Consider the following 13,826-nt stretch of genomic DNA (forward strand, 5'->3'; position numbering starts at 1 on the left):
TAGACCGGAGGTGATCATGGCAAATGGAAGATCGATCTCAAATGACTGAAGAGCAAAGACAGTATTACCAAAAAATAATGACTACTTTCTCAAGTATGAAGTTGATAAATTTTTCAAACAATCGAGACAGTGTTATACACACATTTACAAAAGATGATCTGAAAAGAAACTTGCAAAATATTTCCTCTCTTCCAAATCAGAAAAACTTAAGGAAGATTAGTAGATTTCTTTATCTCTCATCTCCTCATTATAGAAGTTTAATTAATTATTATTCAACACTCTATAATTTTGACTATCTAGTTGAAGGATATGGAACAAATCCAGATGGCATAGACATAAAAAAATATAAAAGATCATACATAAAAGCCGTAGATGGATATGAACAGATGGGTATTAAATTTGAATCTATTCAGTTACGAGCGAATACTTACATTGATGGTGTGTTCTATGGATATGCTAGACGGACGAAAAATGGATTTTATATTCAACATTTAGATCCTGACCATTGCCAAGTGTCTTTTATTAATCCAGAAACAGGTTTATATGGTTATTCGTTTGACTTTTCGATTTTCACTTCTAATGAGAAGTTATTAGAAAGTTATCCTGAAGAGTTTACTTTACAGTATAGGAACTATAAAAGTAAAAAAGGATCGTCCCAGTGGGTTAGAATCGATTCTCCCAACGCAATTTGTATTAAGCCTACAACTGGAAGACACCCTATTCCACCTATGGTTGGATTGTTCGAAGGAATTCTGGACATTTATGACTTCAAGGCTTTGGCTAAAGGAAAAGAAGAAATAGGAAATTATCAATTGCTATTTCAGCAAATCCCAATGAAGGACGGAAAAGACAGCAATATAGATGATTTTTTGATATCTGAAGATTTCGTAAAAATGTTTCATGATAATATTTCATCGAGTTTACCCGAACAAGTTGGACTTTTAACTACCCCAATGAAGATTGAAGCCATTAAATTCGAAAGAGATTCCCTTGATAAAAATAAAGTTGCTGAAGCAACTTCACAGTACTGGAATGAAGCAGGGATTTCAGAATTACTCTTCGGCAACTCTAACTCAAGTACAGCACTTAAGTTGTCCATTACGGCAGATGAGTCCTCTCTGTCTACTATTGTTACTGAATTTGAAAAATGGATCAATGAATATGGGAAAGTTAATTTTAAAGGCCCATTCAATTTCAAAGTTAGAATACTACATACCACTAAATTCAATGTGAAAGAATATTTTGATATGCGCCTTAAAGCAGCGCAGTATGGGATACCAGTAAAAAATGAAATTGTTGCTATTTTGGGTTTATCTCCAAGTGCTGCTTACTTAAATTCTTTCTTAGAGAATGATGTACTTGAAATGCACAACAAACTGATCCCACTTATGTCATCTCATACTACAGCTCTGGACGGATCAGAAGTAAGTGGTCGACCGAAAAAAGATGTGGGTGAAAGAACAGATAACGGGGATAAAACAATTGAGAATGATAGTAACGAGTAAACTTCACTCTTGTAAAGGAGGTGAAAAAATTATTGAAAAGTTTAAAATTTAACTCGCAGATCTTAGAAATTGAGAAAATTAATCCAAATATAAGTAAAGTTTTGATAAAAATAGCGTATCCCGGCTTGAACAGAAACAACTCCTACATTTCTAAAGAAACGTTTGAAACTGCACAGTACTCACTCCTTCGCTGTCCTATAGTAGGTGAATATATAGAAACTATTGAGGACTTCGGTGGACATGGGGGGAAATTGGCTATTACAGATGACTCAATCAAATGGGTCACTACTACGATCCCTTATGGATTTATTGATGTTGATTCAGAGATTACGTGGCAGGATGTTGTCGAAGAGGATGGAACAACGAGGGAGTACCTGTGTGCAACAGGCCACATCTGGACTGGAAGATATCCAGAATTATTGGATTTAGTAACCAATTCAAAATCTCATAGTATGGAAATTCAAATCGAATCGGGAAAGTATTCTGAGATTGATGGTGCTAAGTGTTATGAAGTTTCAGAATTCCTATTTACTGCTCTGTGTATCCTTGGAGATAATGTAGAGCCTTGCTTTGAATCAAGCTCAGTGTCAGCATTTTCGCTTGACAAAGATAAATTTAGATCAGATTTCAACAGTATGATGTTTGAGCTTAGAGACTTTAAAATAATGAATACCAATACAGTAAAAGTTGTCAAAACCCAAATTGATTTAAATGAATATGAGTGTCCTCATTGTAACAATATTATTTGCGAGAAGGAATTGTATTATGAATCAAGTGATTCCAAATGGTTCCATAGTCCATGCATTGATAAGGGTGAAATACAATTTTTAGATGGTGGTAGTAATAAATTTCGATTTGAGAATCTGATGTACAAAGGAGAGAAAAATGTGAACAAAAAGCTAGAATTGTTTGCAAAATTTCCAAATCTAAATGAAGACATCGTTGCAAGCTTAAAAGCAAACATCGAACAGTTTTCACTTGAGGAATTGGAAATGAAGCTGAATGAACTTAGTAATGCAGACAATAGTACAGAACAGAAAGAAAGCTTCTCACTGACAGCACAGCAACTTGAACAAGAGCTTCGAGGAGAACTATCAAAACAGCAACATATTGATCGATGGGGAGATAGCTGTCGACAATTCTGGTATGTTGATCATGATGAAAATCGTGTTTATGCGGAAGACGGACAGAATGGCTACTTGCCTGTAGGAATCAATTATACATTGACAGGTGACACAGTTAATATTGATTTCGATTCAAAAGTCCGAATCAAATGGGTTCCTCAGGATATGGAGGATCAAAAATCAACTACTATTTCCTTAATGTCTATTGAGCGTAGCGAAGCGGATTTTACTAAAGAATCAAGTAAGCTAAATACTGAAAAAAGTGAAGTAGAATCAAAATTCAACAATATTAAGGCAGAACTTGAGACTAGTAAAAGTGAATATTCGGAACTCAAAGTGCAACTCAGTGACATCAAAGAGCAATTCACAGAGGTAAGTAACAAATATGCTTCAAAAATTGAAAAAGACAACAAAGAAAGACTATCTTCTCTCTTCAATGACTTTTCAAAAGAATTGACTGTAGAAGAGCTTGAAAGTATCAAAGCAGAAGCTTCTATTAGTACATATGAAGAAATAGAAATGAAGCTATTTGCATTAGTTGGTAAAAAGAAAGCAAAATTTAGTATTAATGAAAAACCGAAACATATCGATCTTACCAGTGAAAATAAAAAATCTACTGGAAAATCATATGATGAACTTTTTGAAAAGTACGCAAAATAAAACAGAGATTTATTATTAGGAGGAAATTTAATAATGGCGATTTACGGTGCAGTTCGTCTTGATAAACTTCAGGCGGTATATAGTGGCAACATTTCAAGTGTTAAAAGTGCTCTAGAGGTAGACAATGGACGGGTTGTTGTGGCAGGTTCGCTGGTTAGTGGACAACGTGAACTCTATAATGCTGCAACCCCAACAGCGGTAGCAACGGATGAAATCCTATTAGTTGCTTCTCCAGAAGTTACATATGAAGCTGGAGCAGGAATTTTAGATTTTACAAATAAAGCAGGAAAACCAGCTCGTGCTTATCATCTCACCGTTGGCGATATTGTAACAGTAACCGATGTCAATATTGATGGCACAAGCGTTGTTGATCAATACCTTATCCCTGTTAACGGTAGTGATAAACTAGCACCTTCTGCAACTCTGGGAACTACACGATTTGTTGCAAAGGTCATCAGTAAAGGTACACTTTATGGTCAAGCTGCTACAGTATACAAAGTAGTAAAAGTTTAATAACATACATAATCCATTGGAGGAAGAAATTTAATGAGTAAATATAAAGCAATTATTGATTTGGGTATTGATTTGTCTCGTGGTTCGGTAACACAATTTTCAGCCGAGGAAGCAAATGCCACTCTCCGAAAAGCTATTCTGGATGCCATCGATTGTACTGATGGCGTATTTAACTATAAAAAATATCGTCGGAATAAACTAGCAGCATTTGAGATTATGGAAGAGATCCTTGATGTACGTCTTGAGGAAGGAATCAAAAATCAATTTGATAGTTTCGTAGATTACCGCTCTGTTAAGTTTGGCGACTCTCTTAAATTTAGACGTGAAAATCCTGATTTGTTTGAGATTGCAACTATTGCAGGTGGAACAAACAACCTTCGCCGTCAAAGACTGAGTGATACCGCTTTTACAATTGAAACTGGCTGGAAAGGTGTAAAAATCTACGAAGAGCTTGAACGTTTCCTCGCTGGTCAGGTTGATTGGGTTGCAATGATCAATAAAGTAGAACGTTCATTCACAAGTGAGATTGCTGGAGACATTTATGCGGCAATTAAAGCTGCATATAGTGGGCTATCCGCTCCTTATTATGAGACTGGGTCATGGGATATCGATGCGTTTAATGATGTTGTTTCACATGTCGAAGCTGCGACTGGTATGAGTGCTATTGTCATTGGAACGAAAAAAGCAATACAAAAAGCAGAACCGAAGTATGTTACGGCTGGTCTTGATGTAAATCAAAGAAATCAAGATGGTTACTTTAAGACAATTGATGGTACAACATTTGGTGTAATCCCGCAAGCACACATTCCGGGCACTGATACTTTTGCGATTGATGATGATTTCCTGCTAATCCTTCCAAATGGTGATGAGAAAATCATCAAGTTTATCATGGAAGGTGAAACACTGATCAAAGAAGTTAATGGTCAGGATAATGCTGACGACAGTCAAGAGTATGTGGTTCGTAAAAAGTATGGGGCTGCTGTCGCCGCTTCGACTAAGTACGGCGTGTATATCCTGTCGTAATATTAATGGAGGGCTAGTCCCTCCTATTTTTTATCTATTAATAAGGGAGATAATTATGACCGATACTGAACAAAAAAAGACCCCCACCGCTAGGAAAACTAGAACTCGCCTTGATGAGAGTTTACTTGTTCCTATTGTAAGTAGAGTCAAAGGTGGTCTCACATATAAATCGTCTCGAACGCATCAGATCTATCGTTTTGACGAATTTGGCGACGAACAAGTTATGGAACTGAGTGAGCTCAGAACAATGCTTTCATCTCAAAGGTCATTTCTACAAAGAGGTTGGCTAGAGATACTGGATGAAGAGATTGTTCAATATCTAAATATTGAAAAATTTCAAACTAACATTATTACAGACGATGACATCGAAATTCTATTCATGAGTACACCTGATGAAGTGAAAGAGGTCCTCAACGTTGCAACTACAAACACAAAAAGAGTAGTGTTCGGTTTTGCAAGAGAGAAGTACATTAATGGAGAGTTGACAAATATTCATTTAATTAAAGCTATCGAAGACTCACTTGATGAAAAATTGGACCCTAACATTTAAGGGGTGGATTAATTGTCAACAAAGATTGAAGACGTTTTTGATTATTTTTTGAGTCAGATAGACGATCCATCAATGCTGTATGGCGATGAGGATGACTCATTGAAGTACAGATACCTGCGAAGTTCGATCCCAAAATTCCATAAGTGTAAAAAAGACTTAACATTGATGAATCAGACAGAATTTCAGAGTGAATTGAATGATATCGAGATAGTTATTTTAGGTAGTCTTATGTTAATTGAATATTACAGTCCAAAGATTAACAATCTTTCTCTTTTGAAACAATCCATGAGCAATAAAGATTTTGTCTTGACTTCTCAGGCAAATCACTTAACTGGATTAATGCAATTAAGGTCTGATAAAAAAGCTGAGATTAATAAAATGATCATCGACTATACATACATGAATGGCGATATAGGTGCTCTCAGATGAGTTACAAAGATAAGTACAAGTTTGGTGATCATAGTCTTGATTCATTGCGAGAAAAAATGATAAGAGACACTAAGTTCAAATTCTCAACTTCATTTAGAGATTCCCCATCATATGAAGAAATTTTCATAAATGAGGGCTCTGAAATTTATCACTCGCAGATTATTTCAGATGCAAAAATACCGACTACTAAAAACATATTGATGGAACCAAACTCTGTAATTAAGGCAGGATACACTGTCAAACGTAGCAATGGAGAAATCTGGCTTTGTCTTTCAAGCGACCCTAATGATGTATATATCAAAGGTAAGATCGAGAAATGTAATTTTTATTTGAAGTGGATTGACTCTGAGGGATTTTTACAAACCTTCCCTTCTGTTCTCTATTACAATGCACGTTCCAACTTTGGTACTGAAGAAGATAAAACTATGAACCTGCCCGCAGGTCGTCGTCAAATCACTGTTCAGTGGAATGAGAATACTCAAGCAATACAACGGGACTCACGTTTTATTATTGGCAGCGAAGCGTTTAAGGTGATTGATACAGATTATATGTCTGATGATGGATTGGTTAATCTTAGTTTACAGTCAGATCAAATTGATCCAGTCAAAGACAATCTTGAATTGGGTATTGCTGACTACCACAAGTTAGGTAAGTATGAGTTACATATCCTCAATGACAATCCACTATCTCTCAGTATCCATCAACCTGCTCGAATCAATGTTAAGGCATTGAGAAGTGGATCGGAAATAGTTGATCCACAACTTGCATACTTTAGTTCAAATACTAATGTGGCTAGTGTCGATGAACAAGGTATCATTACTATTCGTGAATCTGGTGAAGTAACTATAACTGTCTCAGCGTATGGAATTGAAAAACAACTGAATATTTATGTAGCCCCCACTATCCATTATGACTATGACGCTACAATAGACGGAGCAAATGATATTTACTTAAACCGCGAGTCTACATATGTGGCTAGTTTCTTCAATAATGGAATTAAAATTTCTGATGAAAGTTCATTTTCATTAACAAATTTGGATGGCTCCCCTACTCTCCTCGCTTCAATAACCTCGCAAGATCCTATAGCAAATACATGTACAGTCAAAGCAAACAGTATCCGTAAATTAGGTACTGTTATTTTGCATGTCAAAAATGCTAATGGACTGTCCAATGGGCAGAAAGAAATTAAAATTAAATCACTAATATAAGGAGTGTGTTCATGGGTCAAAGTATTGTTCGCTTTGGTGAACTGAAACCAGAGAATTACACAGAGGGTTTAAATAACGCATGGATTACGTTCTCTGCTCTCCCCTACTCGCGTCAACATTCATCCGGTATTGACGGTGACATTGTAATCAGTGCCACACCAACCGTAGAAATCGTTGATGTCGACTTGGATGTAACAATCAATCCTCAATATGAGTTCGCTTATTCAATTGGCACAGACAATAAACTAAAGATGGCATTTGATAAAACTAAGTACAGTAAGGCATCAGCGATTGAAGCGCTCAAATGTATCAGCATCACTTACGAACTGGGACATCTTGAAGCAAACGGTGGACTATATGTAGCGATTGCCAGAAACAGTTTAGGGGAAGAAGTGCATCGTACTGTCCCTCAGACACTAGATCAACTAAAGAATGTTATTTCAACTTTTGATGACACACGTTCAGTTGACGTGAGTGGATTCTTGAGTTATCAAATTGTACGGGATTATCGGGTTACTTAACCTCTGAGGAGGTGAGAACATGTCGAGATTTGAGAGTTTGGCTAGAGATAAAATTACGGTAATTGAGGAAATCGCATCATCGCAAGATATATTAAAAGCTCTAGTCCATAATGAAGACAATTTCTTAGACAAAGAAGACGTCGATGTTGACTCTGTTATGTACAAACATATCTTCCCTTATAGATTTATTCCGAAAACTTCAGAACAAATGAAGACCTATATCACCATCTCATTCGGTAGGTATAAAAATGTTGAAGGGTCATTTAAATCTGGGATAGTGAAGTTCAATGTTTTTACTCATCAAGATCTTTTTAGAACAGACTATGGAACATTGAGAACCGACTACATAATTATGAAATTAGATGAGTTGTTTAATAAGAATAAGAAGTTGGGTATTGGCAAAGCAGAGTTTTATGACATGGATGAATTGAGTGTCAATACTGATTATCATGGATCATATGTCTCCTATAAAACATATGATTTTAATTGAAGGATCTCACTATGGATGAACAAGACATCAAGTTTAAACTCCTTAGTAATAGGAGTATCACTATAGAGGGTGCTGGAAATATATATATTCCTTCTATAAGAGATATCTTTGACTTAAACATGTCTATTTACAATGAATACCTTTCAGCCTTACTCATTGATAAGTCTGCCTTAGAAGCAGAGGTTGATGAAGACATTTCAAATTTTGATGTGTTTATAGTCAACTGCTATCATAATTATTCCTTCAAAGAAGTTTCATTTAAAGCACTTAATTTATTCTTTAAGTCAGAGCCGTCTATCGCTATGGAAGGTGATGATGTATTTGTAAAGATATCTGAAGGCAGAATAGACAGAAACAACTTCCCCCTGTTGCAGAAGGTACTAATGCTTGGAAATAATGTTAAGTTAACGTCTCCTGAGTCAGAATACAAACCAGCAAACTCAAAAGCCAGAAAAATGATAGAAATGATTATGAAGAATAAGAAGAATAAACCGCCACCAAAAGAAAAGATGGATTTGTTTAGTATCGTATCGGGATTGATCTGGAAGGACAATGCTCAGAGTATTGATAATATCTTGGATATGAATATCTTTCAAATCTACAACGGCTTACATACGACCGATAAGATCGAGAACATTTCCCATACTGTGACTGCGCTATATGCTGGCACTATTGATGGCAAAAAAATTAAACTGTCCGATATGCATTGGGCGAATAAGATGGAGTGATTATAATAAATGTCTACACCAAATGTATGGGCAATTCGTGAAGTCGCATTAGCAACCTTCTACGATAAGAAAACAAAAAAAGCAAAGATTCAACTAACAAACCTGAAAACGTCAGGAATTGAGAACACTGCGGATACCGTATATAGTATGGGAGGCCAAGGTAACAATAAGATCGTAGGATTTTCGGGTAACCGTGGCGGTCGGATTGCGTTGCAGGATGCTGTGTTTACAAACGAAGTTATTGCCATGATGACAGGTAATGATATTAAAAAAGGTGAAACACCAGTTAAATATCGTGATGTAATCAAAGTAATGAATGATAAAGCAACACTTACATATACTCCGGCAACTCCTGTATTGGGAGCCGATGTCTTGAACTCCGTTTACACTTTAAACCCTGATCGGACACATGAGGAAGAAATTGTGGTCGCATCAACTTCTACTGCTGGAGCAGGAGAATATGCGATTGTTGGCAAGGAGTTAACATTTAATGTTGGTGAATTTGCCGATGGTACAGAAATTGTTGCTTACTACACCACTCAAAGTGGTGCATCTGCTAAGACTATTACTGTTTCCTCTGATAAATTTGCAGGTACATATGAAGTAGTATTGGATTGCTTGGTCCGTAATGTGATTGATAAACAAGACTATGCTGCTCAAATCCATATCTCCGATGCAAAAATGGAAGATAACTGGAATCTTGATATGGCTGCTGAGGGAGACCCTTCTGTCTTTGATATTCCAATGGAAATTCTCAAACCAGTTGATAAAAAAGAGCTATATACTATGACGATTTATGATGCAGAAGAAATGGTTTAATTATTTTAGGGGCTGAGTCTAATTGGCTTAGCCCTATTTTTTTCTAGGGGTAAATATGAAGACAATAACAATTGCTGCACCAGTAAGAAATAGAGAATGGATACTCCCACAGTATTTGTTGAAGATTTTTGAGATCAATTATCCTAAATCTTTAATCGATCTACATTTCGTTGTCAATGATAGTTTAGACAGAACATTTGAGTTGCTGACAGAATTTAAAAAAGATAATAAAGGTCTGTACAATAATATTAGAATCGATGTAATCAACAATAATTCACCCGAAGATGAACGAGAGTTTTCGGTAAGAAATAAATACATATATAAGAGTTTGAGCAACTTAAAGAATTACATTATGAGCAAAGTTCGAACCGATAAATTGATTTTTATCGATACAGATATCCTTGTAAAACCTGATGTCATTACTAAGTTACTCAAACATGGGAAAAAGATTATATCGGGATTAATCTACAATGGATATTTGACCAATAAAGAAAAGCCGTACCTGTTTCCGAATATCATGAAATTGGATGATAAAGGGCAATATCGACATATTACAAACTATCATGTTAAGACCGCCCCTGCCCTACTCTGCTCTAAGCTGCAAAGAGTAGATCTGACTGGAGCAATAATTTTATTAGATAAATCAGTTTATAAGTCTATAAAATACGGATTTCATCCACAAGGTGAGGATGCGTATTTCTGTAAGATGGCTCAAGACAATGGCTTTGAGCTTTTTTGTGATTTGTTTGCCTATAGTCAACACATTATGTCACCAGAACAATTAAAACATTTAGGGAGATAAAAAAATTTGACCACAAGAAAAGTAATGCTTTATCCTCCAACATTAAATTGGGGTTTTTTGAAGCAAACTCCGCAACAAATTTCAGAGCAATTTGCTAATAACGGCTATGATGTTATTTTCTGCAATAATGAACAATCTAGTAAGCCCGTTGAAGAAGTATATCCTCATGTTTTTGTGCATCACAATTTTCAAGAAGTATTGAACAAAATTAAACATAAACAGATCAAGGTAGATGTTTTTTACTACACTTGGGCTAAATCTGCTCAATATGTAGAAAACATCAAAGCAAAGGTCAATATCTATAACCGTGTAGACGAGTTTCCAGATTGGGCTTCATATGAACAAGAAGCAATGGATAAGGCAGATATTATATTTACTACAAGCCAAAAACTATATGCTAAAACTCAGGAATCCAAACCTACATATCTGATTAGAAACGCCTGTCCAGATTCGTATATTGATAGAAATTCAAGCGTACCCGACGAATATAAAGATGTTAATGAACCGATCGTGATGTTTTCTGGAGCTGTTGGTTCGTGGATTTCAACGAACTTAATCAAAAAAGTAGCAGATAGATACAAAACTTTTTTAGTAGGACAAGAATTCGGCAAACGCTGCCCCGACAATGTTATTAATTTAGGTGTTAAGAGTCATGATGAACTTCATGCGTATTATCAATATGCTAACGTTTCTTTGATTCCGTTTAATCTAAAAGACGGTATCACTCAATCATCCTGTCCCCTTAAGCTGTTTGAAGCTATGGCATCTGGCACATTATCCGTAGCAACAAAATGGGAAGAAACTGATATCTATTCTGATGCAGTGTTAACAGCAGCAGACGACGAAGAATTTTTATCTCAAGTAGACAAAGCAATTCAGCTTTCAATTAATAATAAGGAACAGGTAATCGAGAAAACAAAAAACTTAGCCAAAAAGAACACATGGAGTGAACGTTACAAGCAGATCGACAATGCTATTGAGGAATATGCACTGAAAAGTGGTGTTGTGATTGGGTCTTAAAGTTTTTAATATAGGTGGCGATAAACAATATTAGTATCTAAGTCAGTATCAGTTAAAATTATCGGTAGACACATTAAACACTATTTAGAAAAAGGATATATTTGTAAATCTGGAGACACAATAATGGTTAACGTAAACGACATGCCATTTAACTCAAGAACAAAAATATTGGTCAGATGTGATAAATGTAATACAGAGCAATTTATTCAGATTGGTAGTTACAATGACAGAGCATTAAAACCAAATTATTACTGCAATAAGTGTGCTCTCGGAATATCTGCCAATACATCAAAGATAAAGATTAAGGATACTGAAGATAACGTACTTCTGTTTATCAAATATTACATTTCAGGATGTACATTTGTAGAAATTCAAAAGTTTTTCAACATAGGAGAAAAACCAATCCACAGCTTTATTAAAAGAAACAAAATAGATATGAGTGAATTAACTTTAATTAAAAATCATCTTCGAATTAAATCTAAATTACTCAAGGAAAAGAACTCAGCTAAATTGAGTCACTTTGATGTTGTTATTGAGAAGCATGGTGTTGAAATTTTAACAGACTATAAAAATAAAAAAGAGACAATTTCTTCGTTAAGCAGAAAATATAGTGTTTCTAAAGAAGCATTGAGAAAATACATAGTTAAAAATGGGCAGAGCATACATTCTATGTCTGTTTCAAATTCTATATCGAAGAATGGCAAGAGATATGATATTGACACTGCTACTCTCTACGATTTATATGTAGTTCAAGAAAAATCAACCCAGGACATTGCAGAAATGTTCAACAAGGATAAAACAATGATAAATAAATTACTGCGCAACAAGGGAATTGAAATCAGAAAAAATAATTCTCCTATAACGATTAAGCGTAGAATGGAAAAGGCTTTTGCAACAAATTTGAGAAGATATGGGACTAAGTATGCGTCTCAATACCCCGCTATAAAAGAAAAAATAGCATTTACTTGCTTTAGAAATAATTCAGCCCCAACTTCTTCCCAACAAAAATATCTTCATAGTTTTTTGGGTGGCGAACTAAATTATCCAATTTCTCACTTAAACTTAGACATTGCATTTCCAAATGAGAACATCTACATAGAAGGAGACTTTAGTGGACATTGGATTAGTATTGATCTCAACCACATTACAGAAAAGGAATTTCACAATAAGGAGATCAAGAGATATTACTTTTTGAAAAGTATGGGCTGGAAATCAATTAAAATCATTAGCAGAAAAGATTATTTGCCGTCTCCAGAAAAATTAAATGAGATGATGATACTTGCTAGAAAATATTTTGAATCGGGTCGAGGCTGGATCGAATATGATATTGACAATCATGTGTATAGAACTTCATTAGAGATCGAAGATTACGACTATTCTAAACTAGTGAGAGTGAGCAAGAAGAACTTCTCATCAATTATGGATAAGATTAAGAATGGAGATGTGCATGCGGAAGCTAAAAGTATTATTCACCAATTCAGCCCCGCTAATTAGTGTGGGAATAAGTTCTGGTTTTAAAAATTTGGGTCATGAAGTTTATATTATGGATGGTTTTCAGACCCTTTGGAATAAACCGAAACATGAGCAGATTGAAATTTTTCAACGTGTCATCGAAAAAGAGTCGCCAGATTTGGTTTTCTCAGAGTGTTTCGCAGATTTCTCTGAAGATATTTTTATATATACAAGGAAAGTTGGCATACCTCACTTCTTTTGGTCTGTGGAGGACACTCCGCACACACACTGGATCGGAGATTATTGGTCTGATTATGCAGATCATATTTTTACTACTTCGGCAGAGTGTTTGCCTAATTATTGGAACAAGGGTAAAAGTGCAGATTTGATGTTGTTTGGATGCAATCCATCAGTAGATAAAAAGCTTCCATTTAATAAACAATTTGTATCCGATATTTCACTAGTTGCAAACAACTATGACAGCAGATCATATCAAGTAACAGACTATCTATTTCCTTTAATCAATTCAAGTAAAAATGTAAGTGTGTATGGGAATTCTTGGTGGAATGATGGGACTAGAAAGGTCGATTTGAGTGATTTTCCTAATGTATATAAAGGATATGTGTCATACAGTGAATCTACTGAGATTTATTCTTCTTCCAAAATAGCACTAGGCTTTAACTGCGACAAAGACTCAATCACTCAGACTTCCATGAGAATGTTTCAGGTTTTGGCTGTGGGAGGAGGTATTCTAATCTCCCCTTTCACTCCTGCTCAGCAATATCTTTTTCATGATCATGTATATCTACCTAAAAATACAGATGAGATGTTATTAATGGTCGATGAAGTATTGAGCATGACAGATATACAACGAGAACAAATGGCGAAGAAAGCACAAGATTTCGTGTACAAGTACCACAATTATAATTTGAGAGCTGAACAAGTTATCAATGCTTATCATGGTTATAAACCATAAAGGGAG

At 35.4% G+C, this 13,826-nt stretch carries 15 protein-coding genes; all 15 read left to right on the forward strand.

The genetic code is table 11. The features are described from left to right. Positions 1-23 precede the first annotated feature (23 nt). The 15 genes from IFU39_RS16825 (at position 24) to IFU39_RS16895 (ending at position 13,820) form a co-directional block, all read left to right on the forward strand. Positions 24-1,505, forward strand: coding sequence for a hypothetical protein (locus IFU39_RS16825; RefSeq protein WP_206759568.1), 1,482 nt, complete (start codon positions 24-26; stop codon positions 1,503-1,505). 32 nt (positions 1,506-1,537) lie between these two features. Beyond that, entirely contained in the window at positions 1,538-3,289 is a 1,752-nt protein-coding gene (locus tag IFU39_RS16830) for a hypothetical protein (protein ID WP_192133897.1), read from the forward strand. Positions 3,290-3,322: 33 nt separating this feature from the next. Then, positions 3,323-3,802, forward strand: a complete 480-nt coding sequence (locus IFU39_RS16835) for a hypothetical protein (protein WP_192133899.1) — start codon at positions 3,323-3,325, stop codon at positions 3,800-3,802. A gap of 33 nt (positions 3,803-3,835) precedes the next feature. Beyond that, positions 3,836-4,825 carry a hypothetical protein gene (locus IFU39_RS16840; protein ID WP_192133901.1) on the forward strand — a complete coding sequence of 330 codons (990 nt, stop codon included), beginning with the start codon at positions 3,836-3,838 and terminating at the stop codon, positions 4,823-4,825. A gap of 55 nt (positions 4,826-4,880) precedes the next feature. Further along, positions 4,881-5,375: a hypothetical protein gene (locus IFU39_RS16845; protein WP_192133903.1), complete on the forward strand. Its 495-nt coding sequence runs from the start codon at positions 4,881-4,883 to the stop codon at positions 5,373-5,375. Positions 5,376-5,387: 12 nt separating this feature from the next. Beyond that, positions 5,388-5,804: a hypothetical protein gene (locus IFU39_RS16850; protein WP_192133905.1), complete on the forward strand. Its 417-nt coding sequence runs from the start codon at positions 5,388-5,390 to the stop codon at positions 5,802-5,804. Next, the gene (locus tag IFU39_RS16855) at positions 5,801-7,012 is read left to right on the forward strand and encodes an Ig-like domain-containing protein (RefSeq protein WP_192133907.1); all 1,212 of its coding nucleotides are present in this window, start codon (positions 5,801-5,803) and stop codon (positions 7,010-7,012) included. The genes IFU39_RS16850 and IFU39_RS16855 overlap by 4 nt, the downstream gene beginning before the upstream one ends. A gap of 11 nt (positions 7,013-7,023) precedes the next feature. Further along, entirely contained in the window at positions 7,024-7,533 is a 510-nt protein-coding gene (locus tag IFU39_RS16860) for a hypothetical protein (RefSeq protein ID WP_192133909.1), read from the forward strand. A gap of 19 nt (positions 7,534-7,552) precedes the next feature. Continuing rightward, positions 7,553-8,023, forward strand: a complete 471-nt coding sequence (locus tag IFU39_RS16865; protein ID WP_192133911.1) for a hypothetical protein — start codon at positions 7,553-7,555, stop codon at positions 8,021-8,023. 11 nt (positions 8,024-8,034) lie between these two features. Next, positions 8,035-8,751: a hypothetical protein gene (locus IFU39_RS16870; RefSeq protein ID WP_192133913.1), complete on the forward strand. Its 717-nt coding sequence runs from the start codon at positions 8,035-8,037 to the stop codon at positions 8,749-8,751. A gap of 9 nt (positions 8,752-8,760) precedes the next feature. Further along, positions 8,761-9,570, forward strand: coding sequence for a hypothetical protein (locus IFU39_RS16875; RefSeq protein WP_192133915.1), 810 nt, complete (start codon positions 8,761-8,763; stop codon positions 9,568-9,570). Positions 9,571-9,625: 55 nt separating this feature from the next. Then, positions 9,626-10,372: a glycosyltransferase gene (locus IFU39_RS16880; protein ID WP_192133917.1), complete on the forward strand. Its 747-nt coding sequence runs from the start codon at positions 9,626-9,628 to the stop codon at positions 10,370-10,372. Positions 10,373-10,378: 6 nt separating this feature from the next. After that, entirely contained in the window at positions 10,379-11,392 is a 1,014-nt protein-coding gene (locus IFU39_RS16885; protein WP_192133919.1) for a glycosyltransferase, read from the forward strand. A 123-nt stretch (positions 11,393-11,515) separates the two neighbouring features. Further along, positions 11,516-12,886, forward strand: a complete 1,371-nt coding sequence (locus tag IFU39_RS16890) for a hypothetical protein (RefSeq protein ID WP_192133921.1) — start codon at positions 11,516-11,518, stop codon at positions 12,884-12,886. After that, positions 12,840-13,820, forward strand: coding sequence for a CgeB family protein (locus IFU39_RS16895; RefSeq protein WP_192133923.1), 981 nt, complete (start codon positions 12,840-12,842; stop codon positions 13,818-13,820). The genes IFU39_RS16890 and IFU39_RS16895 overlap by 47 nt, the downstream gene beginning before the upstream one ends. Positions 13,821-13,826 lie beyond the last annotated feature (6 nt).

This window comes from Paenibacillus sp. CFBP 13594, assembly GCF_014842675.1.
Lineage (GTDB): Bacteria > Bacillota > Bacilli > Paenibacillales > Paenibacillaceae > Paenibacillus > Paenibacillus amylolyticus_B.